This window comes from Dermatophilaceae bacterium Soc4.6 (genome assembly GCA_039889245.1).
Lineage (GTDB): Bacteria > Actinomycetota > Actinomycetes > Actinomycetales > Dermatophilaceae > Lapillicoccus.
In genome coordinates, this window is record JAZGVH010000002.1 from 2583364 (window position 1) to 2609652 (window position 26289).

A 26289-nucleotide genomic window follows, 5' to 3' on the forward strand; every position below is an offset into this window, starting at 1 on the left:
GCGCGGAGCGGGTTCGGACCGGGTTTGGCAGCGATAGCCTCCACGCGTGAGCGAGCCCGCGTCCCCCCAGCCCGTCTCCCCCGTGCCCGACGACAAGGACTGGACCTGGACGCTGTCGCGGGTCTGCCCCGAGTGCCACTACGACGCGGCCACGGTCGTGCGCTCGGCCGTGCCATCGCTGGTGCGTGACGCGATGTCGCGCTTCCCCGATGCGCTGCGCCACCCGGAGGCGACCCGCCGCCCGACGCCGGCGACGTGGTCGCCGCTGGAGTACGCCTGCCACGTGCGCGACGTGTGCCGCGTCTTCGCCCAGCGGGTCGACCTCATGCGCGAGCAGGACGCGCCGGTCTTCGCCAACTGGGACCAGGACGCGACCGCCCTCGAGGAGCGCTACTGGGAGCAGGACCCTGCGGTCGTGGCCGAGCAGGTCGACGAGGCCACCGACCTCGCAGCCGCTGCCTTCGCGCGGGTGCGTGGCGACGAGTGGGAGCGGCGAGGTCTGCGCAGCAACGGGTCGGAGTTCACCGTCGACTCGCTGGCGCGCTACTTCCTGCACGACCTCTACCACCACGTCGCGGACCTCCAGCAGCCCTGAGTCCGAGGGCCGCGCCTCAGACCCGCAGCGCGGCCGCCTCGGTCGCGAGCGCCTCGATGCGGTCCCAGTCGCCGACGGCGACGGCGTCCTTCGGGGTCAGCCACGACCCGCCGACGCAGCCGACGTTGGGCAGGGCGAGGTAGGCCGCGGCGTTGGCCAGCGAGATGCCGCCGGTGGGGCAGAAGCGCAGGGTCGGGCAGGGGCCGTGGACCGAGCTGAGGTAGGGGATGCCGCCGCTGGCCTCGGCGGGGAAGAACTTCATCGCGTCGAGCCCGCGCTCGGCGAGGGTCAGCATCTCGGTGAGCGTGCCCGACCCGCAGAGCAGCGGCACGCCGGTCTCGAGCACCGCGTCGAGCAGCCGCGGCGGCGACCCGGGGGTGACGATGAAGGAGGCGCCCGCCTCCGTGACGGCGAGCGCGTGCTCCGCGGTCAGCACGGTGCCCGCGCCGACGACCATCTGCGGCACCTCGGCGGCGACCGCGCGGATGGCCTCGAGCCCGGCCTCGCTGCGCAGGGTGATCTCGATGACCCCGACCCCACCGCGCAGCAGCGCGAGGGCGAGCGGCACCGCCTGGTCGACCGACTCGACGACGACGACGGGGATCACCGGCGAGACCGCGAGCACGTCGGCGCCGGAGCGGATCACGGGGGTGGATGCGGCAGTCGAACCGGTCATTCGGCCATCTCCTCGAGCTCGGTGGTGTGGGGGGCGCCGTCGGGCGTGTGGTGGTCGGCGGGCGGCTGGTCGAAGCCGGTTCCCCCCGGTGCGCCGAAGACGTGCGCGCCCTGGTCGGCGCGGCCCACCGCGGCGCGCAGCGCGCTGAAGAGCTCGCGGCCGGTGCCCCATACGTCATGGTGCTCGAGGCGGGCGGGCTCGCGGGCGTCGAGCTCGGCGGCCGGTAGCAGCACCTCGAGGGTGCCGGCGAGGGTGTCGAGGCGGATGACGTCTCCGTCGCGCACCTTCGAGATCGGCCCGCCGTGGGTCGACTCGGGGGTGACGTGGATGGCGGCCGGGATGCTGCCCGACGCGCCGCTCATGCGTCCGTCGGTCACGAGCGCGACGGCATGCCCCTGACGCTGCAGCACCTGCAGGCTGGGCGTGAGCGAGTGCAGCTCGGGCATGCCGTTGGCCGACGGCCCCTGCTCGCGGATGACGACGACGACGTCGCGGTCGAGCTCGCGCCGGGAGAACGCCTGCAGGAAACCGACCTGGTCGGAGAAGATCCGCGCCGGCGCCTCGACCACCCGGTGCTCCGGCGAGAGCGACGAGGTCTTGACGACCGCGCAGCCGAGCGACCCGCGCAGCATGCGCAGCCCCCCGTCGGGCGCGAAGGGGTCGCTCGCCGGCCGCAGCACGTCGAGGTCGCCGGAGGTGGTGACCGGCTCCCAGCCCAGCGCACCGTCGGCGCCCAGCACCGGCCGGCTGCGGTATGCCGCGAGCCCGGGCCCCATGAGCGTCGTCACGTCGTCGTGCAGCAGCCCCGCGTCGAGCAGCGTGCCGACGAGGTAGGGCGTGCCACCCGCGGCGTGGAAGTGGTTGATGTCGGCCGAGCCGTTGGGGTAGATCCGGGCGACGAGCGGCACCACGGCCGACAGGGCGTCGAAGTCGTCCCACGTGAGCGCGACGCCCGCAGCCGCCGCCATCGTGATCAGGTGCATCGTGTGGTTGGTCGAGCCACCGGTCGCGAGCAGCGCGACGACGCCGTTGACGACCGCCTTCTCGTCGATGACCTGGCCGATGCCGTAGCAGCGGTCGCCCCCCGCGATCTCGCTGACCCGGCGGGTGGCCTCGGCGGTCAGGGCCGCGCGCAGCGGCTCGTCGGGGTGCACGAACGCGGCACCGGGCAGGTGCAGCCCCATGACGTCCATCAGCAGCTGGTTGGAGTTGGCGGTGCCGTAGAAGGTGCAGGTGCCGGGGGAGTGGTAGGACGCGATCTCCGACTCGAGCAGCTCGTCCTCACCGGCCTCGCCCGCCGCGAAGCGCTTGCGCACCTCCTGCTTCTCTCCGTTGCTGCGACCGCTGGCCATCGGCCCCGCGGGCACGAACGCCGTAGGCAGGTGCCCGAAGGTCAGGGCGCCGACGACGAGCCCGGGCACGATCTTGTCGCAGACGCCGAGCATGAGCGCGGCATCGAAGACGTCGTGCGACAGCGCGATCGCCGTCGACATGGCGATGACGTCGCGGCTGAAGAGGCTGAGCTCCATACCGGCTCGGCCCTGGGTGATGCCGTCGCACATGGCGGGCACCCCGCCCGCGACGCGGGCGACCGCGCCGAGGTCGCGGGCCGCCGCCTTGATGGCCTGGGGGTAGGTCTCGTAGGGCGCGTGCGCGCTGAGCATGTCGTTGTAGGCGGTGACGATGCCGATCGAGACGCCGCTCGTGCTGGACATCAGGGCCCGGTCGCTGCCCCCGCACGCGGCGACGGCGTGCGCGAGGTTGGAGCAGCCGAGGTCGGTGCGCGCAGGGCGCAGGCCCTTCTCGAGGGCCGCGGCGCCGACGCGGCGCAGGTAGGCCGTGCGGCTGGCCCGGCTGCGGGCGGTCACCCGGGCGGTGACCTCGGCGAGCACGGGATGGAGGGGAGGGATCGTGACGGGAGCCATGGCGGTCCTTCGCAGGGGTCGGGGCGAGTGTCCTGACGGCCGCGGCGGCGTGGGCGGCCGCGGGGAGGTGTCTCGTCGACGCTGACGTCCACTTGTGATCGCGATCACAACCCTAGGGCCATCGCGGTGTGACCCACGGCACGTCCGGATGGCGGGACGCGGAGGTGGCCCCGACGGGGTCTCGCCCGTCAGGCGTCGTCGCTCCCGGCCCGCACGATGTCGTTGCGGTGGTGCACGGACTCGTGGGCCGCCTGCCGGGCGAGCCAGCGCAGCGTGCGCACCTGCGCCCGCGAGCCGTCGCGGCGCATGACCTGCCGCTCCCAGTCCGGCGTCGGGACTGCGGCGACCTCGGCCGCGAAGCCCTTGGCGTGCGCGCGCAGCCCCTCCACCACGGCTTCGATCGACGCCGCGCGGTAGTCGAAGCGGGTGGCGCGCAGGTCGGCATACAGGGGGGCGAGGGCGGGGACGTCCTCGTGGAGGCCGCGGTGCAGCCGCACCGTGTTGGCGGCCAGCACGTCGCGCACGTGGCAGGCGTACTCGATCGGCGACCACTCCATCGGGGTGGGGCGGCGGCGCAGGGCGCCCGTCGGCAGCTGCCCGAGGATACCGGGCAGCTCGGCCACCACGGCGTCGACCAGGCGCACCGCACCGCCGACCGTGACGCTCTCGTAGTCGAGGCCACACCGCGAGCACGTGTAGAGCTCGTCGAAGACGGGCGGCAGGTCGCTCACCCGTGCGAGTCTACGAGCCGTGCTCCGAGCCCCACCGCACAGGTGGGCGACGACGTCTGCCCGCGAGGCTTAGGGTGATCGCCATGATCGACATCAAGCTCGTGCGCGAGTCCCCGGACGTCGTGCGGGCCTCGCAGCAGGCCCGCGGGGAGGACCCGGGCCTCGTCGACGAGATCCTCGCCGCCGACGACCGGCGGCGCGCGACGCTGACCGACTTCGAGGGCAAGCGGGCGGCGCAGAAGTCGGCGAGCAAGGACATCGGCGCGCTCATGGGCCGGGCCCAGAAGGCCCGCAAGGCCGACGCCGACGACGCCGACCGGCTCGAGCAGCAGGCCCAGCACGCGCGCACCACCGCCGGGCACCTGAGCGACGAGGTCAAGGGGCTCGAGGAGGCCGCCGACGACGCGCAGCGCGAGCTCGACGCGCTGGTGCGCCGGGTCGGCAACGTCATCGTCGACGGCGTGCCCGTCGGCGGCGAGGACGACTTCACCCTGCGCGAGACGGTCGGTGCGCCGCGCGACTTCGCCGCCGAGGGCTTCGAGCCGCTCGACCACCTCGCCCTCGGCGAGCGCCTCGGCGCCATCGACATGGACCGCGGGGCCAAGGTCGGCGGGGCTCGCTTCTACTTCCTCACCGGGGTGGGTGCCCGCCTCGAGCTGGCCATCCTGTCGATGGCGGTCGCCCAGGCCGTCGAGGCCGGCTTCACCCCGATGATCACCCCGGCCCTCGTGCGGGCCGACGTCATGGCCGGCGCCGGCTTCCTCGACGCCCACGCCGACGAGGTCTACCGCCTCGAGGCCGACGACCTCTACCTCACCGGCACCTCCGAGGTCGCCCTCGCCGGCTACCACGCCGACGAGATCATCGACCTCGACGCCGGCCCCAAGCGGTATGCCGGGTGGTCGACCTGCTTCCGCCGCGAGGCCGGGTCGCACGGCAAGGACACCCGCGGCATCATCCGGGTGCACCAGTTCCAGAAGGTCGAGATGTTCTCCTACTGCCGCGTCGAGGACGCCGAGGCCGAGCACGAGCGCCTCCTGCAGTGGGAGAAGGACATGCTCGCCAAGATCGAGGTCCCCTACCGCATCATCGACACGGCTGCGGGGGACCTCGGCGGGCCGGCGGCGCGCAAGTACGACTGCGAGGCCTGGGTGCCCACCCAGGGCCGCTACCGCGAGCTGACCTCGACGTCGAACTGCACGACCTACCAGGCGCGTCGGCTCGGCGTCCGCGAGCGCGACCCGTCGGGCAAGGGCACCCGCACGGTCGCGACCCTCAACGGCACGCTCGGCACGACACGCTGGATCGTCGCGATCCTCGAGAACCACCAGCAGGCCGACGGCTCGGTCGTGGTCCCGCAGGCCCTGCGGCCCTTCCTCGGGCTGGATGTGCTCGAGCCGCTGCGCTGACTGCGTGCTGACCAGCCCCACGGGGTGGGCGGCCTCCTACGCTGGGGACATGGCCCCCGCCCACGTCTCCAACCTGCTGGCCAAGCTCCATCTGCGCGACCGCGTGCCGGCCGTCGTGCTCGCCCACGAGGCCGGTCTCATCCTTCCTGCGGAGTAGCGACGACTCCCCGGCACACGGGCCGGCCGCGTTCTCCCCCTCGCGGGTGATCCGCCCCCGCCCGGGCCGCCCTAGCGTGGGGGTGTGCCGTCGGGTGTGCCGTCGGTCGCCAGCAGCGAGAGGGTGGGAGCACGATGCTCGAGACCAGGGGCTTGACGCGCACGTTCGGTGACCTCACGGCGGTCGACACCGTCGACCTGAGCGTGCCGGCCGGCACGCTCACCGGCTTCGTCGGGGGCAACGGCGCTGGCAAGACCACGACGATGCGGATGATCATGGGCATCCTCGCGCCGACGTCGGGCGAGGTCCTCTGGGACGGGCGGCCGGCGACGCGGTCCGACCGCGCGCGCTTCGGCTACATGCCGGAGGAGCGAGGCCTCTACCCCAAGCAGCCGCTGCTGCGGCAGCTGACCTACCTCGGGCGCCTCCACCGGATGTCGTCGTCGGCGGCGACGCGGGCGGCCATCGACCACCTCGAGCGCTTCGGTCTGGCCGACCGGGCGGGCGACAAGGCTCGAGTCGCTGTCGCTCGGCAACCAGCAGCGGGTGCAGATCATCGCGGCGGTGATGACCGACCCGATCGCCCTGGTGCTCGACGAGCCCTTCTCCGGTCTCGACCCCGACGCCGTCGACGCCATGGCCGACCTGCTGCGCGAGCACAACTCGCGAGGGGTGCCGGTGCTCTTCTCGTCGCACCAGCTCGACCTCGTGGAGCGGCTGTGCGACACGCTGGTCATCCTCGTCCGCGGCCGGGTCGTCGCCTCGGGCACGACCGCGCAGCTGCGGTCGCGGGGGCGGGTGCGGCACCGCCTGGTCGCCGGCAGCGACGTCGGGTGGGTGCGCGGGATCGACGGTGTCAGCGTGCTCGAGGTCGACGGGAGCACGGCCGTCCTCGAGCTGCTCTCGGACGACGCGGCCGACCGGGTGCTGCGTGAGGCCCTGGCCCGCGGCTCGGTGCGCGAGCTGAGCCCGCTCGTCCCCACGCTCAACGACGTCTACCGGGAGGTCACGGCATGAGCACATCCACGAGTGACACGAGCGAGCAGCTGCGCGACCAGCAGCAGCGAGCGCACGAGCAACACGGCGCGCAGGAGCAGGCGCCGGCCGGCGGTGGCGCCCGTGAGCGAGGTGGTGACGACGACCGCAGCCCGATCTGGATCGTCGTCGCCGGTCGCGAGATCGTCGTCCGGCTGACCGACAAGAACTTCATCGTCTCGACGCTGGTCACCCTGGCCCTGCTGGCCGGGTCGTTCGGCCTGCAGGCGGTCGTGGGTGGAGGGAGCAACGCCCAGAGCGTCGTGGTGACCGGGCCCGGGGCCCACGACGTCCTGACCCAGGTCGAGCAGCTGGTCGGGCAGCGGCAGCTGCCGCTCGAGATCACGGTCGCCGACCGCGCCGACGCTGCGGCGGTCGACGCCTCCGTGCAGGACGAGTCGGCCGACGTCGGTCTGGTCCACGACGGCACGACCTGGCGACTGGTCTCGCGCGAGGCGCCCGACGCCGCGCTCGCGGCGCTCGTGCGCGAGAGCGTGCAGCAGCGCACCCTCACCGCGAACGCGGCTGCGGCCGGCACCACGGTCACGGCCCTGACGGCCGGCAGCCAGGTCGACGACCGCCTGCTGAAGCCAGCCCAGGACACGACCACGCGGTATGCCGTGTCCTTCGCCTTCGCCTTCCTCTTCTACCTCGCGTCGCTGCTCTTCGGGATGGCGATCGCCTCGAGCGTCGTCGAGGAGAAGCAGTCGAGGGTGATCGAGATCCTCGTCGCGGCGGTGCCCGTGCGGCAGCTGCTGCTGGGCAAGGTCGCAGGCACCACGGCCCTGGCCATGGTGCAGATGGTGCTCTTCGTCGGCGTCGGCCTCGTCGGGGTGAGCTTCACCGACTACCGCACGATCCTGCCGTCGCTCGCGGCTGCCTCGGGCTGGTTCCTGGTCTTCTTCCTGGTCGACTTCGCCGCGCTGGCGTGCCTCTGGGCGGCGGCCGGGGCGCTGGCCACCCGCAACGAGGACCTGCAGTCGACGACGCCGGCGCTGACGACGGTGCTGGTCGCCACCCTGTTCCTCGGTCTCGTGGCGCAGGGCACGGTGCAGGTCGTGGCGTCGTACGTGCCCATCGTGTCGACGATCGCGATGCCGCTGCGGCTCTTCGCCGGCACGGCGTCGTGGTGGGAGGCCGTGCTGTCGCTGGGGCTGACCTGCGCCTTCGCGTTCGGCGCCGTGCTGCTCGGTGAGCGGCTCTACTCGCGCTCGCTCCTGCAGACCCAGCGGCGGCTGTCGGTCCGAGAGGCGCTGCGCGTCGCGGGCTGAGCCCGCCGGGGGGACAGCCCGGCATACGCCGTGGGGGTGCGTCGCCCTAGGCTGGTGGCGGGTCCGGCCGGGCCCTCCACCCCGACCGAGAGGCCGCCAGTGACCGTGCGCAAGCTCGTCGCCATCGACATCGACGGCACCACGGTCACCCACGAGGGTGCGCTGTCGCCGCGGGTCGCGCAGGCGGTGACGTCGGTCGTGCAGGCCGGTCACCACCTCACGATCGCCACCGGTCGCTCGATCGTCGCGACGATGCCGATCGTGCACCAGCTCGGCCTGCGCGAGGGCTACGCCGTGTGCTCCAACGGCGCCGTCACCATCCGTCTCGCCCCGGGCACGACCAGCGGGTACGAGGTCACCGACACGGTGACCTTCGACCCGCGTCCCGCGCTCTCGCTGCTGCGTGAGGCCATTCCCGACGCGCTCGTCGCGGTCGAGGACATCGGCGTGGGCTTCAAGGTCAGCTCGCCCTTCCCCGACGGCGAGCTCGGTGGCGAGCAGGTGGTGGTGTCGTGGGACGAGATCGTCGGGCGTCCGGCGACCCGCGTGACCCTGCGCAAGCCCGAGGGTGACCCGGGGGAGTTCATGGCCCAGGTCGAGGCGGCCGGCCTGCACGGCGTCTCCTACGCCGTGGGCTGGACCGCGTGGCTCGACATCAACCCCGAGGGTGTGACCAAGGGGTCGGCGCTCGAGCTGCTGCGGCGCCTGATGCAGGTCGAGCCCGGGGACACCGTCGCCGTCGGCGACCAGCGCAACGACATCGAGATGCTCCAGTGGGCGGCGCGGGGGGTCGCCATGGGCAACGCCCCGGCGGAGGTGCAGGCGGTGGCCGACGAGGTCACGGCCGACGTCGACGACGACGGGCTCGCGCTCGTGCTCGAGTCGCTGCTGGCAGACCCCCGGTAGGGCAGGCCGTGAGCACCTACGACGACCTCGTCATCACGTCTGCGGCCAACCCCCGCCTCCGCGCGCTGGTCGCCCTCCGGCGGCGGCGCACCCGTGAGGAGACCGGCACGACCCTCGTCGAGGGCCACGAGGAGCTGACCCTCGCGCTCGACGCGGGCGTCGTCCCCCGTGAGGCCTACGTATGCCCTGAGCTCTTCAGCCCGGCCGGGATGGCGGGCTCGCAGGACATCGGTCGTCAGGACGACCTGGTCGCGCGGCTGCGCTCGGCGGGCACCGAGGTGGTGCACCTCGGTCGTGCCGCGTTCGAGAAGGTCGCCTACCGCGAGGGGCCTGACGGGCTGCTCGCGGTCGTCGACGCCGTGGGTCAGCCGGTGCGAGCGCTCAGCGTGGGCCGCAGCGACCTCGTGCTGGTCGCGCAGGGGGTCGAGAAACCCGGTAACCTCGGCGCGATGCTGCGCACGGCCGACGCCGCCGGGTGCCAGGCGGTCGTCGCGGCCGATCCGGTGACCGACTGGGGCAACCCCAATGTGGTGCGGGCCAGCAAGGGGACGGTCTTCTCGGTGCCGCTGGGCGCCGGGTCGACCCGCGAGACGCTCGACTGGTTGCAGGGCAACGGCATCAGGCTGGTCGTGACCACCCCTGAGACGAGCACCCTGCACACCGACATCAGCTACCGCGGGCGCGTGGCCATCGCTGTCGGCTCGGAGAAGCACGGCATCGACGAGACCCTGCTGGCCGCCGCTGACGAGCGGGTGCGCATCCCGATGCACGGCCAGGCGAACTCGCTCAACGTCTCGGTCTCGGCGGCGGTCGTCCTCTACGAGGCGGTGCGTCAGCGATCGTCGCGTCAGCCGCGGAGCATCCCGGGGTAGAGGCCCTACGGGGCACAGCAGGGCAGAGTGACCGGCTTCACGGCGCCCTCTCCGGGCCCCGCTGCGCAGCACTGCGGGAGTGGTCAGAGGCTTCCGTTTCGTGTGTCACGATGTCTGTATGCGGGTCGATCACGTCTCCTACGCTGCCGAGCACGACGGTGTCCAGGCCACCGCTGAGCGGATTGGAAAGCTCATCGGGGTCGCGCCGGTCGCCGGTGGCGTCCACCCGCGCTTCGGCACCCGCAACATCGTGCTCCCGCTCGCTCACGAGCGCTACGTCGAGGTCGTCGAGTGCCTCGACCACCCCGCGTCCGACAAGGCGCCCTTCGGTCAGGCGGTCAAGGCCCGCTCGGCGATGGGCGGCGGCTGGCTCGGCTGGGTCGTGCAGGTCGACGACATCGCCTCGGTCGAGAAGCGGCTCGGCCGCCAGGCCGTCGACGGCAACCGGCACCGCCCCGACGGGGTCGAGCTGCGGTGGCGTCAGATCGGCATCAAGGGCCTGATGAGCGACCCCCAGCTGCCTTACTACATCCAGTGGGCCGACCTGGGCCTCCACCCGTCGAGCGGGGCGACAACCGAGGTCAACATCGACTCGCTCCAGATCGCCGGCGACCCCCAGCGTGTCGCCGAGTGGCTGGGGCTCCCGGCGAGCCGGACCTCGACGGTCATCGACTTCGACTTCGTCGCCCCGCGCGGCACCCCCGGGCTGCTGTCCGTGACGTTCTCCACCCCCGACGGGCCCGTCGTCATCTGAGCAGGCCATCCTGTCAGTTCCACTCAGACACTGCTCTACCAGTCTGAGCGTCCACCCGCGGGACCGAGGTGGCCGGGTTCGACCGCGGACACCCCCGGCCTCGGCGCCAGACGTACCCGTCCTGCCCGCCTGACGGAGCCTGCGGCTCAACCCCTAGGGAGCCTCGCCGGCGGGCGGGAGACCAGGGTGCCCGCGTTGATGAAGGGCTCGAGCGCCTTGAGCAGCCGCTGCTGGTTGCGGCTGGAGAGATCGACCGTCCACACCGTCTCCTTGAAGGAGAAGGTGACGGTCTCAGCGCCGTCGCCGCCGTCGAGGTCGTCGGTCACGGTCACGATCGTTCGCTGGGCCATGGCCCCATGGTGGCAGAGGTGACCCGTCGACCCGTGGAGACGCCTCGGATGCTCAGGGGCTCAGGGGCTCAGGCGAGGAATGCGACCAGCTCTGGCGCCGCGCCGACGTAGGACGCCGGGGTCATGGCGCCGAGACGTGCGGAGACGTCGTCGGGCAGCCCGAGACCGGCGACGAACTCGCGCAGGTCGTCGCCGGTGATCCGGCGCCCGCGGGTCAGCTCCTTGAGCCGCTCGTAGGGGTTGTCCATGTCGGCGACCCCCTGCGCACCGAGGGCCCGCATGGCCGACTGCACGGCCTCGCCGAGCACCTCCCAGTTGGCGTCGAGGTCGGCCGCCATCTTCGCGGGCACGGCGTCGAGCCCGGCGAGACCGCGAGCGACGTTGTCCAGAGCCAGGATCGAGTGACCGAAGGCCGAGCCGATGTTGCGCTGCATCGAGCTGTCGGTGAGGTCGCGCTGCAGCCGCGACTGCACGAGCGTCGAGGCCAGCACGTCGAGCAGGGCGTTGCTCACCTCGAGGTTGGCCTCGGCGTTCTCGAAGCGGATCGGGTTGACCTTGTGGGGCATCGTCGAGCTGCCGACCGTGCCCTGGCCCCGCACCTGCGCGAAGTAGCCCATCGAGATGTAGGTCCACATGTCGGTGCAGAGGTTGTGCAGCACGCGGTTGAAACGCGCCATGTCGGAGTAGAGCTCGGCCTGCCAGTCGTGGCTCTCGATCTGCGTCGTGAGCGGGTTCCACGTCAGGCCCAGGCCCTCGACGAAGGCTCTGCTGATGGCGGGCCAGTCGGCATCGGGGACCGCGGCCAGGTGCGCGCCGTAGGTGCCGGTGGCGCCGTTGAGCTTGCCGAGGTACTCCGCGGTGGCGATGCGCGCCAGCTGTCGGCGCAGCCGGTGCGCGAGCACGGCGAGCTCCTTGCCGAGGGTGGTGGGCGTGGCCGGCTGGCCGTGGGTGTGCGCGAGCATCGGCACTGACCTCAGCTCGCGGGCGAGGTCGGCGACCTGGTCGACGAGCGCGGTCGCGCGCGGCAGCCAGACCGAGCGCACGGCCCCCTGGACCATGAGGGCGTAGGAGAGGTTGTTGACGTCCTCGCTGGTGCAGGCGAAGTGGATGAGCTCGGTGAGACCGCGGTCGGTGGGCGCGGGGGCGACCACCGCGAGCCGCCGCTTGAGGAAGTACTCCACCGCCTTGACGTCGTGCACGGTCTCGCGCTCGATCTCGGCCAGCTCGGCCACCTCGTCGGTGCCGAAGCCGGAGACGCAGCCGCGCAGCGCGGCCTTCTCGCTCGTCGTCAGCTGGCGCACGCCGGGCACGACGCCGTGGTCGGTGAGGTGGACCAGCCACTCGACCTCGACGTGCACGCGAGTGCGGTTGAGCGCCGCCTCCGACAGGTGCTCGACCAGCGGTGCGACGGCCCCGCGGTAGCGACCGTCGAGCGCGCCGAGGGCGATCGGCGGGACGGCATCAGCGAATGGCGTGGCACTGGGGCTCATGGCCCCAGTCTCCCAGAGCGAGACGCACCCGGCGTACGCGAGGGAGGGCCGCCATCGGCAGCACCACCACCGGCAGCACCACCACCGGTCAGGGCTGCGCGCGCAGCAGGGTGAGCAGCTGGTCGGGCCGGTCGGCGACCAGCAGGGCGTCGAGGGCGGGCCGGCGCACGAAGCCGGCGTCGGTCATCCCGGCGAGCGCATCGAGCAGGGGCCGCCAGTAGCCGGCGGTGTCGTAGAACACGACCGGCTTGTCGTGATAGCCCAGCTGCTGCCAGGTCCACACCTCGAAGATCTCCTCGAGGGTGCCGGCCCCTCCCGGCAGGGCGACGAATGCGTCTGCACGAGAGGCCATCTCGGCTTTCCGCTCGTGCATCGTCGCAGTCGTGACGAGTTCGGTCAGACCGTTGTGCGCGAGCTCGCGCTCGTGCAGCGCCTGGGGGATGACGCCGACGACCTCACCGCCGGCGGCGAGGGCCGCGTCGGCAACCAGACCCATGAGGCCGACGTGGGCCCCCCCGTAGACCACGCCGATGTCGGCCGTCGCGAGGTGGTGACCGAGATCGGTGGCGGCAGCGGCATACCGGGGGTCGTGGCCCGAGGCGGAGCCGGTGAAGACCGCGACGCGACGCAGCGGCCTCACGATCGGGGCCTGTCAGCCCGACCGGCCTCGCCGCGCCCGAGCCGCGCGCGCAGCTCGTCGACCAGCCCGCGGCAGGCCGCCTCGACCTCGCGGTAGCAGCGCTCGAAGTCGTCGTCGTCGCCGTAGAAGGGGTCGTCGGTCTCGAGGTCTGCGGCCGCGACGGCCACGGGGTCGTACTCGCGCACGAGGTGGATGCGCTCGCGCTCCTCGTCACTGCGGGCCAGCCGGACCAGCTGCTCGACGTGCCCGGAGTCGGACGCCAGCACCAGGTCGCGCCCGTCGAACCAGTCGGGGGTGAAGTGTCTCGCGACATGACTGGCCCCGTCGTGGCCGTGCCGGCGCAGGGTGCGCACGGTGCGGGGGTCGGCCCCGTCGCCGACGTGCCACCCGCCGGTGCCGGCCGAGTCGACGGTGACCGCGTCAGCCAGCCCCGCCTCGGCGAGCAGGTCGCGCAGCACGACGTCACCCATCGGGGAGCGACAGATGTTGCCGGAGCAGACGAAGGTCACGTGCAACGGTGGCCGGTGGCGGGAGTCGTCGGGGGGCATCCACCGATCAAACCAGTGAGCCCCCAGTCCTGCTCGAACGGCCCCGCCGACAGCACCCGGGCGGCAGAGTCGACCACCACGAGCCGCCGGCCACCACCAGCAGGGCCAGGAGCCCCGAATCGCCCTGTGGGCGGCTGCTATCGCAGCTCTCGGCTCCTCCGGCCCCCGTCAGCCCGCGTCGTCGTAGCCCTGCGGGTTGGCACTCTGCCAGCGCCACGTGTCGGCGCACATGTCGTCGATGGTGCGGCTCGCGTGCCAGCCGAGCTCGGTCTGTGCGCGAGTGGGGTCGGCCCAGTAGGCCGGCAGGTCGCCGCCGCGGCGGGCGACGACGTCGTACGGGATGGGGCGCCCCGACGCCCGCTCGAAGGCGTGGATGACCTCGAGCACGGAGGTGCCCGTGCCGGTGCCGAGGTTCCACGTGCGCACCCGCTGGTCGGCGGGCGCGTCGGCGATCACGTTGAGGGCGGCGACGTGACCGGCGGCGAGGTCCTCGACGTGGATGTAGTCGCGCTCGCAGGTGCCGTCGGCGGTGGGGTAGTCGGCGCCGAAGACCTGCAGGCGCTCGCGGCGCCCCACCGCGACCTGCGCGATGAAGGGCATGAGGTTGTTGGGGATGCCCTGCGGGTCCTCGCCGATCTGTCCGGACGCGTGCGCGCCGACCGGGTTGAAGTAGCGCAGGATCGCGATCTTCAGCGACTCGTCGATCGCTCCCACGTCACGCAGGACGTGCTCGATCATCACCTTGGTGCGGCCGTAGGGGCTCGAGGCCGAGAGCGGCTCGTAGTCCTCGTGGTAGGGCACCGGCGCGTTGTCGCCGTAGACCGTCGCCGACGACGAGAAGACGAGGGTCGAGCAGCCGTGGCGGCGCATCGCCCGCAGCAGCGAGAAGGTCGACTCGAGGTTGTTCTCGTAGTACTCCAGCGGGATGTGGACGCTCTCACCGACGGCCTTGAGCCCCGCGAAGTGGATGACCGCGTCGATCTGCTCCGAGGCGAAGAGCGCCTCCGTCTTGTCCTTGTCGGTGAGGTCGAACGCATGCACCGGGATGGTTTCCCCGGACAGTGACTCGAGCCGCCCGATGACGGCGGGCTTCGCGTTGCCGAAGTTGTCGACCACGACCACGTCGTGGCCGGCGGTGATGAGCTGGAGGACGGTGTGGGAGCCGATGTAGCCGGCACCGCCGCTGACGAGGACGCGCATGCGCCTACCGTATGCCGTGCCGCCCGGCCGCGGCTGCGTCCTGACGCCTCGTCACGTCGGCTCAGGGCTGGTCGGCCGCCGCCCGCCGCTCCTCGAGATCGTGCAGGGCCCGCCGGACGTCGTCGAGCTCTGCGGGGGAACAGGAGTCGAGGAAGTGCCGCAGGGCCGAACGCCGCTCGTCGGGGTCGAGCGGGGCCAGGATCGTGCGCAACGCGTCGGCGGTGAGCCGGTCGCGGCTCGCGGCGGCGGTGTAGCGCCAGGCCCGCCCGTCGCGGACCCGGTCGACCAGACCCTTCTTGGCCAGCCGGTCGAGCACGGTCATCAGGGTCGTGTAGGCCAGGTCGCGCTCGGTACCGACCACCTCGTGCACCTCGCGCACGGTCGCCCCGGTGCCGTCGGCCCGGGCCCACAGCTGGTCCATGACGGCCCGCTCGAGACCGCCGAGCGTGGACGACAGGGGACTCATGTCGCCTCACCCTATGCGGCTGCGCGGGACGGCCCCGCCGAGGGTGATGACGCGGTCGACGAGACCCTCGGGCACCGCGTCGTGGCTGACCAGCACGACGGTGCGACCGGCGGTGGCCAGGGCGAGGTCGGTGAGGACGGCCCGCGCGGTGTCGGGGTCGAGGTGCGCGACCGGCTCGTCGAGCAGGAGCACCTGCCGCTCGGAGACCAGGGCCCGGGCCAGGGCGAGCCGGGCCCGCTCGCCACCGGAGACCCCGCGGCCGCCGACGCCGAGCCGGGTGTCGAGGCCGTCGGGCAGACCCGCCCACCAGGCCCCGAGACCGGCCCGGGTCAGGCCCTGGACGAGGCGCTCGTCGAGGTCGGCGCCGCTGAGCGGGTCGGGCTGGGGGCGGGCGACCCGCAGGTTCTCCCGGAGCGAGGTCGCGAGGACCCAGGGCTCGTCGCCGACCACCGCGACGCGGGAGCGGACGGCATCGAGCGGCAGGTCGCGCACGTCGACGGCACCCGTGTCGACGGCACCCGTGTCGGGGGCGGCGGCCGACGGCGCCGCGCCGGTGACGACGTACGACCCCACCGAGGGGTCGAGGTGGCGGGCGAGCACGGCGAGCAGGGTGGACTTGCCGGTGCCGTTGGCTCCCGTGACGAGGCTGCGCGACCCGGGCGGCAGCCGCAGGTCGACGGGTGCGAGGTCGGGCCCGCCCCCGGCCGCCCACGCGGCGCCGGCGCCCACCAGCTCGAGCCCGACGGGTCCGTCGGGGACCGCGGCAGGGGGCGTGCACCGGGTCGGCGACACGGCGGGGGTCGCGCCGAGCAGGTGGGTGAGCCGCCGGCCGGCCGACTCCGCGCGGGCCTGGGCGCGCACGGCGTCGGCGAGCGGGGCGAGCGCCTCCGCGAGGGCCACCGGGGTCAGCACGAGCAGGGCGCCCAGCGCGGGCGAGGTGGCCCGCGACGCGACGAGCCCCGCGACCACGACGGCGCTGACCGCCGTGGCGACGCCCACCAGCACCGGGGTGGCGGCCTGGGTCAGCGCCCGCCCGCGAGACTGCGCGCGCGCGGCCGCGTCCCACTGGCCCTGGGCCTCGTCGAGCCACCGCTGCGCGTCCGCCCCGGCGCCGATGCCGAGCAGGTCCCGGCGGTGGACGGTGACGAGCCCCGCGACCCGCTGCACCTGGGCCCGTGCCTGCTCCAGCTGGGCCTGGCCGCGTCGCTCGACCCCCAGGGCGAGCCGCACGACGAGCACGACCGCGGCAAGCAGGCCGAGGTGCACGAGGGCGACGGTCGGGGCGACGAGTGCCGTCAGCCCGGCGGTCACGACCACGGTCAGGGCGGCCCCGGCCGCCGGCACCCCGGCCCGGACGGCGGCCTCGGTGACGTCGGTGACGTCGTCGACGACCCCGGTGAGCAGGTCGCCGCGGCGTCCCAGCCGGGCGGGGGTGAGGGGCACCAGGCGTCGGGCGACGTCCTCGCGGGCGCGGGCCAGCGCGTGCAGGGCCCGGTCGTGCGAGCGCAGCCGCTCGGCGTAGCGCAGCAGCGGCCGGGCCAGGCCGAAGGTGCGCACGGCGACGATCGCCGTCAGCAGGGTGAGGATGACCGGCCGCTCCGACGCGCGCACGACCAGCCACCCCGACGTCGCGGTGAGCGCCACCCCCGACAGCGTCGCGCCGGCACCCAGCAGCACGGACGGGCCGTAGGCCGCCCACCACCCCCGGCGGCGCCTCGCCGCCGGCTCCGTCGGGCCACTTCCCGGCGTCCTGACACCGGTGCTCACGACCGCGCTCCCGTCGGCAGCGGGCTGCGGCGGGTGAGCTGTCCGTCGGCGAGCACCAGCCGGTGGTCGGCGCGGTCGACCAGCCCGGCACGGTGGGCCACGGCCACGACGCACCGCGTGCGGGCGAGGTCGGCAACGACGTCGTCGAGCCGGTCGCGGGTGTCGGCGTCGACGTGCGCAGTGGGCTCGTCGAGCAGCAGCAGGGGGGCCGTGGACAGCAGCGCCCGGGACAGGACCAGCCGGGCACGCTGCCCGGCGCTCCAGCCCGTGCCGTCGTCACCGACAGCGGTGTCGAGGCCCTCGCGGTCGGCGACCACCGTGTCGAGGCCGACGACCCGCAGGGCCGCCCAGAGGTCGTCGTCCGTCGGGGCGCTGGTGGTGTCGAGGCCGCGGTGGGCGGCTCCCGAGCCGAGCAGGAGGTTGCTGCGCACCGTGCCGGGCAGGAGGAAGGGTCGCTGGGCCACCAGGTGGGCGGCAGGGCCCTCGACGGTGCCGGCGGTGGGCTCCCGGAGCCCGGCGACGACCTCGAGCAGCGTGGTCTTCCCGGCGCCCGAGGGGCCGGTGAGCACGGTCAGGCCAGGGCCGGCCGGGATCGTGAGGCAGAGGTGCTCCAGCACGGGATCGGGCCGACCGGCATACGAGATCGTGAGGTCGTCGAGCACCAGCGCGCCGGGTCGGCGGGGTGGGGTCGTCACGCCCGCGGGTCGCTCGAGGCGGCCCAGCACGGTGTCGAGGGCCAGGGCGCCGTCGGCGGCGGCGTGGAACTCGGCACCGACCCGGCGCACGGGCCAGTAGGCCTCGGGGGCGAGGAGGATGGCCAGCAGGCCGGTGTGCAGGTCGAGGTCTCCGGCGGCGAGCCGCACGCCGGCGATCACGGCGACGAGGGCGACCGAGATGGTGGCGACGACCTCGAGGGCGGTGCTGCTGAGGAAGGCGATGCGCAGGGTGGCGGTGGTGGCGCGACGGTGGCGCTCGCTGACCGCCCGCACGGCTGTGGCCTGGGCCTCCCCCCGGCCGTAGCCCACGAGGGTCGGCAGCCCGTGCAGCACGTCGGCGAAGTGGCCCGACAGGTCGGCCAGGGCGCGCCACCGGCGCTGGGTGGCGTCCTGCGTGGCCCGGCCGATGAGGGCCGCGAAGAGCGGCAGCAGGGGGAGGGTGAGCACGACGACGAGAGCGCTCCACGGGTCGACCAGAGCGAGCACGAGGAGGGTGACCGGGGGCAGGACGGCAGCTGCGGCCAGGGTCGGGAGGTATCGCGTGACATAGACCTCGATGCTCGAGCAGCCCTGGGCCACCAGCGTGCTGAGGTCTGACTCGGCCTCCGTGCCCGGTCGGGACAGCTCGTGCGCAACGAGGCGCCGACGCAGTCCTCCCGACACGCGCGCGGCAGCGGCCGCCGCGGTGCGCTCGCCGAGGCCGGCGAGCGCACCGCGGCTGACGAAGAGCACGGCCACCACGATCGCCGGGGTGACGACCGGTGCTCCGGCGACGAGCTCGGTCACCAGGGAGGCCAGGGCGATCACCTGGGCGACGGTGAGCAGCCCGGTGACGACTCCGACGGCACCGAGGGTCCCGATCGCCGCGCGGCTCTCGGGGACCGCGGTCAGCAGCCGGGGGTCGACGGGCCCGCGGGGGGTGCGTGCCACCGGCGTCAGGCGGGGATCTGGGCGACGGTGATCCGCCGCCGGAAGACCCAGTAGCTCCACGACTGGTAGGCCAGGACCAGCGGGGTGAAGATCGCCGCGACGACCGTCATCACCTTGAGCGTGTAGGCGGTGCTGCTGGCGTTCGTCACCGTGAGCGACCAGGCCGGGTCGAGTGACGACGGCATCACGTCGGGGAAGAGCAGCAGGAAGAACGCCGCGACCGTGGCGGCGATGGCCACGAACGTGCCCGTGAAGGCCCAGCCCTCGCGGGCCTGCCGGTTGGCTGCGAGCCCCCCGACGAGGGCGAGGGCGGCGAGGCCGGAGGCAACCCACGAGAGGGCCCCGCCCCGCTGGGCGCCCAGGGTGGCGAGGAGCGCGAGCGCGAGCACGGCGGCGACGACCCCGGTGCGGGTGGCCAGCCTGCGCGCGTCAGCCCGGATCGGGCCGTCGGTCTTGAGGGCCACGAAGAGCGCCCCGTGCGTGAGGAACACGGCCACGAACGTCAGACCACCGAGCAGGCCCACCGGGTTGAGCAGGGTGAAGAGGTTGCCGGTGTACTCCTGGCTCGAGTCGATCGGCACACCGTGCACGATGTTGGTCAGGGCCACGCCCCACAGCAGGGCGGGCAGGACCGACCCGGCGATGATCGCGGCGTCCCATCGACGCTTCCACGAGCGGTCATCGCGCTTGTGGCGGTACTCGAAGCCGAGGTTGCGCACGATGAGGGCGACGAGGATCAGCAGCAGCGGGAGGTAGAACCCGCTGAAGAGCGTGGCGTACCAGTTCGGGAAGGCCGCGAAGGTCGCCCCGCCGGCGGTGAGCAGCCAGACCTCGTTGCCGTCCCAGACCGGGCCGATCGTGTTGAGCAGCAACCGGCGTCGCCGCTCGGTGTCGACGGCGTCCGCCCCACGCCCCAGCACCGGCAGCAGCATGCCGACACCGAAGTCGAAGCCCTCGAGGGTGAGGTAGCCGGTCCACAGGACGGCGATGAGGATGAACCAGACGGTGGTGAGCTCCATGCGGGATTCCTTGGGAACGAAAGGGTGGTCGAGGGTCGGTGCGTCGGCTGCCCGACGTCAGTAGGCGTACGCCAGCGGGGCGTTGTCGTCGTCCTTGTCGGGCAGGGGCTCGACCGGGGTGGCGCCCGCCTTGACCGCGGAGACGACCAGACGCATCTCGACGACGGCCAGCACGCCGTAGAGGAGCGTGAAGACGACCATCGAGGTCAGCACCTGCCAGGGCGGCACCGACGGGGAGACCCCGGTCTGGGTCGACATCAGGCCGAAGACGAGCCAGGGCTGTCGGCCGGCCTCGGTGAAGATCCAGCCGAAGGAGTTGCCGAGCACGGGCAGGAAGGGCACGACCAGGGCCGACCAGCGCCACACGGCGGCGCGGCGCCCGCTCGGGGTCGGTGTGCGCCCACCGCGGGTGGTCCACAGGACGATCATCGCGCCGAGGGCCGCGAGCATGCCGACGCCGATCATCAGCCGGAAGGTCCAGTAGGTCACAGGGATGGTGGGCACGTAGGCCGAGTCGGCGACCAGCGGGTTGCCCGAGGCCCCGTACGTCGACTGGTAGTCGGCCTTGAGCTCGTCGATGCCCTTGACCGGCCCGTCGAAGCTGCCCGTCGCGAGGAAGCTGAGCAGACCCGGCACGGTCACGGAGAACTTCTCGGACTGACCGTCGAGCGAGCCGATCGTCAGGATGGAGAAGGGCGCTCCGCCGTTGGAGCTCTCGTAGAGCGCCTCGGCGGACGCCATCTTCATCGGCTGCACCTCGGTCATGATCTTGCCCTGCACGTCACCGGAGACCGCGACGGCGAGACCGGCGACCAGGGTGACGAGGGCGCCGACGCGGGCGGCCCGGCGGTACATGCGGGCCTCCGAGACGACGGTCGTGCTGCTCGTGGTGGGCTCGACGTCGGGCGCGCCCTGCTTGGCCTGGAGGAGGCGCCAGACGCCGACGCCCATGACGACGGCGCCGCCGACCAGGTAGGAGGCGAGCACGGTGTGCGGGAAGGTCACGAGCTGCACCGGGTTGGTCAGCAGCGCGAGGAAGTCGGTCATCTCGGCGCGCCCCGTGGTGGGGTTGAAGCGGAAGCCGACCGGGTGCTGCATGAACGAGTTGGCGGTGAGGATGAAGTAGGCCGAGAGCAGGGTGCCGACGTGCACAACCCACATGGTGGCGGCGTGCAGCCGCTCGGGCAGCCGACCGCGACCGAAGACCCACAGGCCGAGGAAGGTCGACTCGAGGAAGAACGAGGCGAGGGCCTCGACGGCGAGGGGGGCGCCGAAGATGTCACCGACGAAGCGCGAGTAGTCCGACCAGTTCATGCCGAACTGGAACTCCTGCACGATGCCCGTCACCAGCCCGAGGGCGAAGTTGATGAGGAAGATCTTGCCGAAGAAGCCAGCCAGCCGCTGGTCCTCCTCGTGGTGATTGCGCACGTACTGCGTCTGGAACCAGGCGACGATGGCCGAGAGACCGATCGTGACCGGGACGAACAGAAAGTGGTAGACGGTGACGATGGCGAACTGCCACCGGGCGAGGTCTACAGCATCCATGCGGGGGGCTCCTGCGGCGAAGAAGTATCTACTACGGTCGGTAGTAGATACTACGTCACGTAGTAGATCCGCGAGAAGGGACCTTGGTCCCGCGCTCGTCGACGATGCGCCGGGCCTTGCCGACGCTGCGCTCGATGCTGCCGGGGTCGCGCACCTCGACCCGGCAGGTGGTGCCCACCCGCTCCTTGATGCGGGTGACCAGCCGGTCGGCCACGGCCCGACCCTGCGCCTCGCCCATCGGCTCGAGGCTCTCGACCAGCACGGTCAGCTCGACGAGCCGGTCAGGCTGGGTCAGCACGCACTGGAAGTACGGCGCGAGCGACGGCTCGGCCAGCACGTGCTCCTCGATCTGGGTGGGGAAGACGTTGACGCCGCGCACGATCATCAGGTCGTCGGTGCGGCCGGTGACCTTCTGCATCCGGCGGAAGGTCGGGTGGGCGGTGCCCGGCAGCAGGCGGGTCAGGTCGCGGGTGCGGTAGCGCAGCACCGGCATGGCCTGCTTGGTCAGCGAGGTGAGCACGAGCTCGCCCATCTCCCCGTCGGGCAGCACCTCACCGGTGAGCGGGTCGACGACCTCGGGATAGAAGTGGTCCTCCCAGACGTGCAGGCCGTCCTTGGTCTGCGCCGACTCCTGGGCGACGCCGGGGCCGATGACCTCCGACAGGCCGTAGATGTCGACCGCGTCCATCGCCGTGCGGGTCTCGACCTCGTGGCGCATCGCCTCGGTCCACGGCTCGGCGCCGAAGATGCCGACCCGCAGGGAGGTGCTGCGCGGGTCGATGCCCTGGCTCTCCATCTCGTCGAGCAGCGACAGGAAGTAGCTGGGCGTCACCATGATCACCCGCGGCTCGAAGTCGACGATGAGCTGCACCTGACGCTGCGTCATGCCACCGGAGACGGGCACGACCGTGCAGCCCAGACGCTCGGCTCCGTAGTGCGCGCCGAGCCCGCCGGTGAACAGGCCGTAGCCGTAGGCGATGTGCACGAGGTCGCCCGGTCGGCCGCCGGCGGCGTGGATCGAGCGGGCCATCACGTCGGCCCACATCGAGATGTCGTCGGCGGTGTAGCCCACGACCGTCGGCCGGCCGGTCGTGCCGCTGCTGGCGTGCAGGCGCACGACCTGCTCGCGTGGCACAGCGAACATCCCGAAGGGGTAGTTGGCCCGCAGGTCGGCCTTGTCGGTGAAGGGCAGGCGAGCGAGGTCGCCCAGTGACCGGATGTCGTCGGGGTGGACGCCCACGGCGTCGAGGGCCGTGCGGTAGTGGGGGACGGCGGCATACGCCGTGGTCACCGTGCGCTGAAGGCGCTGCAGCTGCAGCGCCCTCAGCTCGTCGAGGGACAGCTCCGTCCCGTCCTGCCAGGCCATGGGGTCAGCTCTCGGTAGCGCGCTCGCGGGCTTCGTCGGAGTGCATGCGGCGAAGGAAGGCCTTGGTGCGCTCGTGCTGCGGGTTGTTGATGACCTGGCGGGGGTCGCCGGCCTCGACGACCACACCGCCGTCCATGAAGACGACCGTGTCGGCGACCTCGCGGGCGAACGACATCTCGTGCGTCACCACGATCATCGTCATCCCCTGCCGGGCCAGCTCGCGCATGACGGCGAGCACCTCGCCGACCAGCTCGGGGTCCAGGGCCGACGTGGGCTCGTCGAAGAGCATGAGCTTGGGCTGCATGGCCAGCGCCCGGGCGATCGCGACCCGCTGCTGCTGGCCGCCCGAGAGCTGGGCCGGGTAGCAGTCGGCCTTGTCGGAGAGGCCGACCCGCTCGAGCAGCTGGAGCGCGCGCTCGCGCACCACCGACTTCTTCTCGCCGCGCACCTGGCAGGGCGCCTCCATGACGTTGGCCAGGGCCGTCATGTGCGGGAACAGGTTGAAGCGCTGGAAGACCATGCCGATGTCGGCCCGCTGGCGGGCGATCGCCTTGTCGGAGAGGCGTTGCAGGGTGCTGCCGGTCTCGGCGTAGCCCATGAGGTCGCCGTCGACCCAGATGCGGCCACCGTCGATGGTCTCGAGCTGGTTGACGCAGCGCAGGAAGGTCGTCTTGCCCGAGCCCGAGGGCCCGAGCAGGCAGACGACCTGCCCGGGGCGCACCTCGAGGTCGATGCCCTTCAGCACCTGCGTGCCGTGGAACGACTTGAGCACGTTGACGGCGCGCACCAGGGGGGCGGCCGGCGGGCTCTCGTGCTTCGTGTCGGGGACGGTGCTGGTCATGGTCAGGCTCCTCCGCTGCCGCCGGGTCGGGCGAAGCGACGGGTCGTCGCCGGCTTGGTCGTCCCGAAGCCGCGACCGAAGTAGCGCTCCAGGTAGAACTGCCCGACCATCAGGACCGAGCAGATGATGAGGTACCACAGGGTGGCCGCGACGAGGGCGGGCATGATCTGCAGGGTGCGCAGGCCGATGTTCCTGGTCTGGTAGAAGAGCTCGGTGATGATGGGGATGGCCGACAGCAGCGAGGTGTCCTTGACCATCGCGATGGTCTCGTTGCCGGTCGGCGGCACGATCACCCGCATGGCCTGGGGCAGGACGATCCGGCGCATCGCGGTGGAGCTGCTCATGCCGAGGGCCTCGGCCGCCTCGGCCTGGCCGCGGTCGACCGAGCCGATCCCCGCCCGGGCGATCTCGGCCATGTAGGCCGCCTCCGACAGGCCGAGCCCGAGGATGCCTCCCCAGATGGAGCCGGTCACGGAGAAGGTGCTGACCGAGCTGAGGGTGAGGTCGGTCGGCAGGTTCAACCACCCGGCGAGCTGCAGTCCGAAGGGCACCCCGAAGGTCGTCTGGGGGTAGAGGAAGCCGAGGCCGCTCCCGATGACCACCAGCAGCACGTAGCGGGGGATGGCGCGGAAGAACCAGGTGAAGACGAAGGCCACCCCCGAGAGCACCGGGTTGCTCGACAGGCGCATCACCGCGATCGGCACGCCGAGGCCCACCCCGACGATCATGGCTCCGACGGTGCCGAGCAGCGTGCCCTTGAGCAGCCCCTCGAGCACGGGCTTCTGGTACATGATCTCGAAGGCCAGCGAGAAATTCCACCGGGGGTTGGTGGTGAAGGAGCTCACCACCATGGCCACGAGGACGGCGATCGCAGCGAGCGCGACCCACCGCCCCGGGTGCCGGACCGGCCGGGCGTGGATGACGCCGGGCCGGTCGGTCGAGTCGTGGTCGGCCGGGGCTGACGGCCCCGGGGCGAGGTCGGTCACGGGTTGACGGCGAAGTCGGTGATCGCCCCGACCTCGACCCCCCACTTGGTCAGGGCGGCGGTGTAGGTACCGTCGGCCGACGCGGCCTTGAGCGCGGTCACCAGGGCGGTGCCGAACGTGGTCTCGTCCTTGGGGATCACGTAGCCGTAGGGCGCCGAGTCGTAGGGCGTGCCCAGGGGGGCGAGCGCGCCGTTCGACTGCTTGGCGGCATACAGGCCGACGGGGGAGTCGGCGGCCATCGCGTCGGTCTTGCCGCTGGCGACGTCGGCGGTGACCTGGTCCTGGCCCTCCTGGATGACGAGGTTGATCGCCGGCTTGCCCGCGTCGGTGCACTTCTTGCTCCGGGCGGTGAGGTCGTCGACCTGCGTGGCGCCCTTCTGCACCCCCACCGACTTGCCGCACGCGTCGTCGGGGTTGACGCCCTTGGCGTTGCCCGCGGCGGTGACCCACTGCGTTCCGGCCGTGAAGTAGCTGACCATGTTGACGACCTTCTTGCGCTCGGCGGTCACCGAGAAGCTCGAGATGCCCATGTCGTACTTCCCCCCGGTGACGCCGAGGATGATCGAGTCGAAGCCGGCCGGCTGGTACTCCACCGTCAGGCCGAACTTCGCGGCGACGGCGTTGAAGAGGTCGACGTCCATGCCCTGCACGGTCTTGCCGTCGCCGCCGAGGAACTCGTTGGGCGCGTAGGTCGCGTCGGTGCCGACGACGATCTTGCCAGCGGCCTTGATCTTCGCGGGGAGCGCGGCGACCAGGGCCGGGTCGACCGTCGCGGTGGCCGTGCTGCCGCCCGAGCTGCTGGCCGGCGCCGTGGTGCCACCCGACAGCGAGCTCGACCCGCAGGCGGCGAGGCCGAGGGTCAGGCCGAGGGCGACGGGCACGGTGAGGGCGACGGGCGTACGACGGGTCGAGCGGGTCGAGCGGGGGGTCAGGCGGCGGGTCATGGGGTGAGGTCCTCTCGAGGGTCCCGTGGGCGGGGCGGGACGTGTGAGTGGCATCCTGCCATCCCGCGTGTTGCGGGGGTGTGACATCACGACGACCTGTGTCCGGACCGAGTCATTGCCCGCAGCGACCGCGCAGCCACGCGCGCGCCGCGTCGAGGGCCACGGCGGGGTCGGCGGACTCCTGCGGGAGGACGGCCCCGGAAGCGACCGGGCCGGCGCTCTCGCCCAGCCGCCAGCGGGTGATGTAGAGCATCGCTCCGTCGCTCAGAGGCGTGGTCGTGCCGTCGGTGGCCTTCCCGAAGGTCGCCGACCCGATCGAGTGGCTCCCGCTGCGGGAGCGGAAGGCGAGGACGACCGCCTCGCCGGCGCGGGAGGTGCCGCTGTCCTGGAGGACGACCACGGGCTCGTCGTGCCGGGCGACCGGGTCGAGGGGCAGCGCCAGCGTGCCACCCGTGTGCACGCCGTCGTCGGTGAGGACGACGTCCGAGTGCCGGCCATCGCGGTCGACGCGCGACAGGACCGGGCCGGCGGGGAGCAGTGCGGCGATGCTGCCGAGCAGCACGGGCACGTCGGTGGTGCCGTTGCCCCGCACGTCGACGACCCAGCCACAGGTCGTGTCGCGCGCGGCGTTGGAGACGGCCGCCGACCCGCTGCGCGCGTAGGCGACCTCGGCGGCTGTCGTCGCGCCGGAGCCGGGGCGGGCCGACAGGTCGGCGAAGCCCGGCAGGGTGACCACGGTGATGCCGCCCGCCGTCTCGGCGCCGGGCTCGCCGGGTGAGGCCGGCACGCGGGCGACGGCGTCACGGGTGATGAGGTCGCCGGGGCTCTGGCCTACCCCCGTCAGGGCGGTGCGGAGGGCGTCGTACGTCCCTGCCGTCGTCGTGGCCGGGCCCGCCTTGCGCAGGGCGATCTCGCGCAGCACGCCGAAGCTCGACTCGACCTCGAGGCCTCCCCCGATCAGGTCGAGGGCCGCCTGCGTGTAGGCGCGCGGCGTGACGGGGGCGTTCGGACCGGTGACGGACGGGAGCGACGGTGTGGGGCCGACCCGCGCTGACCCGTCGGTGCACGCGGCGAGGGCGAGCCCGAGCCCGAGGCCGATCCCGACCAGGGGGGCGATGACACGAGCGGCGGCAGCGGGCACCGACCCATC

Annotated in this window: 24 protein-coding genes and 2 pseudogenes; 8 read left to right on the forward strand and 18 right to left on the reverse strand. The window is 72.8% G+C overall.

The genetic code is table 11. The annotated features are described in order from the left end of the window. The first annotated feature begins 46 nt into the window (after positions 1–46). Positions 47–595: a DinB family protein gene (locus V3N99_11940; GenBank protein MEO3937455.1), complete on the forward strand. Its 549-nt coding sequence runs from the start codon at positions 47–49 to the stop codon at positions 593–595. Positions 596–611: 16 nt separating this feature from the next. On the opposite strand, the gene eda is transcribed toward V3N99_11940, so the two are convergent. The 3 genes from eda to V3N99_11955 all read right to left on the reverse strand — a co-directional run bounded on the left by eda (position 612) and on the right by V3N99_11955 (position 3927). Continuing rightward, positions 612–1271 (reverse strand): bifunctional 4-hydroxy-2-oxoglutarate aldolase/2-dehydro-3-deoxy-phosphogluconate aldolase, encoded by a 660-nt coding sequence (eda, locus tag V3N99_11945; protein ID MEO3937456.1) that lies wholly within the window; start codon positions 1269–1271, stop codon positions 612–614. Beyond that, positions 1268–3196 (reverse strand): phosphogluconate dehydratase, encoded by a 1929-nt coding sequence (gene edd, locus V3N99_11950; protein MEO3937457.1) that lies wholly within the window; start codon positions 3194–3196, stop codon positions 1268–1270. The genes eda and edd overlap by 4 nt, the downstream gene beginning before the upstream one ends. A 188-nt stretch (positions 3197–3384) precedes the next feature. Next, positions 3385–3927 carry a DinB family protein gene (locus V3N99_11955; GenBank protein MEO3937458.1) on the reverse strand — a complete coding sequence of 181 codons (543 nt, stop codon included), beginning with the start codon at positions 3925–3927 and terminating at the stop codon, positions 3385–3387. Positions 3928–4010: 83 nt separating this feature from the next. Here V3N99_11955 and serS point away from each other — a divergent pair, with 83 nt between their 5' ends. The 7 genes and pseudogenes from serS to V3N99_11990 all read left to right on the forward strand — a co-directional run bounded on the left by serS (position 4011) and on the right by V3N99_11990 (position 10331). Then, entirely contained in the window at positions 4011–5336 is a 1326-nt protein-coding gene (gene serS, locus V3N99_11960; protein MEO3937459.1) for a serine--tRNA ligase, read from the forward strand. A 61-nt stretch (positions 5337–5397) separates the two neighbouring features. Next, positions 5398–5493: pseudogene (locus V3N99_11965) on the forward strand (DNA-binding response regulator). Between the two features lie 134 nt (positions 5494–5627). Continuing rightward, positions 5628–6510, forward strand: a pseudogene (locus V3N99_11970) (ATP-binding cassette domain-containing protein). Beyond that, complete coding sequence (locus V3N99_11975) at positions 6507–7799, forward strand: ABC transporter permease (GenBank protein ID MEO3937460.1); 1293 nt, start codon at positions 6507–6509, stop codon at positions 7797–7799. Before V3N99_11970 ends, V3N99_11975 begins: the two are co-directional and overlap by 4 nt. Positions 7800–7898: 99 nt before the next feature. Next, the gene (locus tag V3N99_11980) at positions 7899–8705 is read left to right on the forward strand and encodes an HAD hydrolase family protein (protein ID MEO3937461.1); all 807 of its coding nucleotides are present in this window, start codon (positions 7899–7901) and stop codon (positions 8703–8705) included. An 8-nt stretch (positions 8706–8713) separates the two neighbouring features. Next, positions 8714–9577: an RNA methyltransferase gene (locus tag V3N99_11985; GenBank protein ID MEO3937462.1), complete on the forward strand. Its 864-nt coding sequence runs from the start codon at positions 8714–8716 to the stop codon at positions 9575–9577. A 118-nt stretch (positions 9578–9695) separates the two neighbouring features. Then, positions 9696–10331 (forward strand): VOC family protein, encoded by a 636-nt coding sequence (locus tag V3N99_11990; GenBank protein ID MEO3937463.1) that lies wholly within the window; start codon positions 9696–9698, stop codon positions 10329–10331. A 146-nt stretch (positions 10332–10477) separates the two neighbouring features. Here V3N99_11990 and V3N99_11995 read toward each other — a convergent pair whose 3' ends face one another. The 15 genes from V3N99_11995 to V3N99_12065 all read right to left on the reverse strand — a co-directional run bounded on the left by V3N99_11995 (position 10478) and on the right by V3N99_12065 (position 26280). Next, complete coding sequence (locus V3N99_11995; GenBank protein MEO3937464.1) at positions 10478–10681, reverse strand: histone-like nucleoid-structuring protein Lsr2; 204 nt, start codon at positions 10679–10681, stop codon at positions 10478–10480. Between the two features lie 68 nt (positions 10682–10749). After that, a complete protein-coding gene (gene purB / locus V3N99_12000) occupies positions 10750–12171 on the reverse strand; it encodes an adenylosuccinate lyase (protein MEO3937465.1) in 1422 nt (473 codons plus the stop codon). A gap of 88 nt (positions 12172–12259) precedes the next feature. Next, the gene (locus V3N99_12005; GenBank protein MEO3937466.1) at positions 12260–12811 is read right to left on the reverse strand and encodes a TIGR00730 family Rossman fold protein; all 552 of its coding nucleotides are present in this window, start codon (positions 12809–12811) and stop codon (positions 12260–12262) included. Next, on the reverse strand, positions 12808–13359 hold the full coding sequence (locus tag V3N99_12010; GenBank protein ID MEO3937467.1) for a low molecular weight protein-tyrosine-phosphatase: 552 nt from the start codon (positions 13357–13359) through the stop codon (positions 12808–12810). The genes V3N99_12005 and V3N99_12010 overlap by 4 nt, the downstream gene beginning before the upstream one ends. A gap of 168 nt (positions 13360–13527) precedes the next feature. Then, complete coding sequence (gene galE / locus V3N99_12015) at positions 13528–14559, reverse strand: UDP-glucose 4-epimerase GalE (GenBank protein MEO3937468.1); 1032 nt, start codon at positions 14557–14559, stop codon at positions 13528–13530. Positions 14560–14620: 61 nt separating this feature from the next. Next, a complete protein-coding gene (locus V3N99_12020) occupies positions 14621–15025 on the reverse strand; it encodes a BlaI/MecI/CopY family transcriptional regulator (protein MEO3937469.1) in 405 nt (134 codons plus the stop codon). Between the two features lie 6 nt (positions 15026–15031). Next, on the reverse strand, positions 15032–16792 hold the full coding sequence (locus V3N99_12025; GenBank protein ID MEO3937470.1) for an ATP-binding cassette domain-containing protein: 1761 nt from the start codon (positions 16790–16792) through the stop codon (positions 15032–15034). Beyond that, a complete protein-coding gene (cydD, locus tag V3N99_12030; protein MEO3937471.1) occupies positions 16789–18438 on the reverse strand; it encodes a thiol reductant ABC exporter subunit CydD in 1650 nt (549 codons plus the stop codon). The genes V3N99_12025 and cydD overlap by 4 nt, the downstream gene beginning before the upstream one ends. Positions 18439–18443: 5 nt before the next feature. Further along, positions 18444–19457 (reverse strand): cytochrome d ubiquinol oxidase subunit II, encoded by a 1014-nt coding sequence (gene cydB, locus V3N99_12035; protein ID MEO3937472.1) that lies wholly within the window; start codon positions 19455–19457, stop codon positions 18444–18446. A gap of 57 nt (positions 19458–19514) precedes the next feature. Continuing rightward, positions 19515–21002: a cytochrome ubiquinol oxidase subunit I gene (locus V3N99_12040; protein ID MEO3937473.1), complete on the reverse strand. Its 1488-nt coding sequence runs from the start codon at positions 21000–21002 to the stop codon at positions 19515–19517. Positions 21003–21057: 55 nt separating this feature from the next. Then, positions 21058–22368, reverse strand: coding sequence for a phenylacetate--CoA ligase PaaK (gene paaK / locus V3N99_12045; GenBank protein MEO3937474.1), 1311 nt, complete (start codon positions 22366–22368; stop codon positions 21058–21060). 4 nt (positions 22369–22372) lie between these two features. Then, on the reverse strand, positions 22373–23209 hold the full coding sequence (locus V3N99_12050) for an amino acid ABC transporter ATP-binding protein (protein MEO3937475.1): 837 nt from the start codon (positions 23207–23209) through the stop codon (positions 22373–22375). Positions 23210–23211: 2 nt separating this feature from the next. Then, entirely contained in the window at positions 23212–24195 is a 984-nt protein-coding gene (locus tag V3N99_12055) for an amino acid ABC transporter permease (GenBank protein ID MEO3937476.1), read from the reverse strand. Beyond that, positions 24192–25139, reverse strand: a complete 948-nt coding sequence (locus V3N99_12060) for an ABC transporter substrate-binding protein (protein ID MEO3937477.1) — start codon at positions 25137–25139, stop codon at positions 24192–24194. Before V3N99_12060 ends, V3N99_12055 begins: the two co-directional genes overlap by 4 nt. A 112-nt stretch (positions 25140–25251) precedes the next feature. Beyond that, the gene (locus V3N99_12065) at positions 25252–26280 is read right to left on the reverse strand and encodes a S41 family peptidase (GenBank protein MEO3937478.1); all 1029 of its coding nucleotides are present in this window, start codon (positions 26278–26280) and stop codon (positions 25252–25254) included. Between the last annotated feature and the right edge of the window lie 9 nt (positions 26281–26289).

Bases quoted from the DNA above. Each gene is read 5' to 3' on its own strand.
- purB (MEO3937465.1), bottom strand. From the start codon at position 12,171: ATGAGCCCCAGTGCCACGCCATTCGCTGATGCCGTCCCGCCGATCGCC.
- V3N99_11990 (MEO3937463.1), top strand. From the start codon at position 9,696: ATGCGGGTCGATCACGTCTCCTACGCTGCCGAGCACGACGGTGTCCAG.
- serS (MEO3937459.1), top strand. From the start codon at position 4,011: ATGATCGACATCAAGCTCGTGCGCGAGTCCCCGGACGTCGTGCGGGCC.
- V3N99_12020 (MEO3937469.1), bottom strand. From the start codon at position 15,025: ATGAGTCCCCTGTCGTCCACGCTCGGCGGTCTCGAGCGGGCCGTCATG.
- cydB (MEO3937472.1), bottom strand. From the start codon at position 19,457: ATGGAGCTCACCACCGTCTGGTTCATCCTCATCGCCGTCCTGTGGACC.
- V3N99_12050 (MEO3937475.1), bottom strand. From the start codon at position 23,209: ATGACCAGCACCGTCCCCGACACGAAGCACGAGAGCCCGCCGGCCGCC.
- eda (MEO3937456.1), bottom strand. From the start codon at position 1,271: ATGACCGGTTCGACTGCCGCATCCACCCCCGTGATCCGCTCCGGCGCC.
- V3N99_12010 (MEO3937467.1), bottom strand. From the start codon at position 13,359: ATGCCCCCCGACGACTCCCGCCACCGGCCACCGTTGCACGTGACCTTC.
- V3N99_12040 (MEO3937473.1), bottom strand. From the start codon at position 21,002: ATGGATGCTGTAGACCTCGCCCGGTGGCAGTTCGCCATCGTCACCGTC.
- edd (MEO3937457.1), bottom strand. From the start codon at position 3,196: ATGGCTCCCGTCACGATCCCTCCCCTCCATCCCGTGCTCGCCGAGGTC.
- V3N99_12060 (MEO3937477.1), bottom strand. From the start codon at position 25,139: ATGACCCGCCGCCTGACCCCCCGCTCGACCCGCTCGACCCGTCGTACG.
- V3N99_11995 (MEO3937464.1), bottom strand. From the start codon at position 10,681: ATGGCCCAGCGAACGATCGTGACCGTGACCGACGACCTCGACGGCGGC.
- V3N99_11975 (MEO3937460.1), top strand. From the start codon at position 6,507: ATGAGCACATCCACGAGTGACACGAGCGAGCAGCTGCGCGACCAGCAG.
- galE (MEO3937468.1), bottom strand. From the start codon at position 14,559: ATGCGCGTCCTCGTCAGCGGCGGTGCCGGCTACATCGGCTCCCACACC.
- paaK (MEO3937474.1), bottom strand. From the start codon at position 22,368: ATGGCCTGGCAGGACGGGACGGAGCTGTCCCTCGACGAGCTGAGGGCG.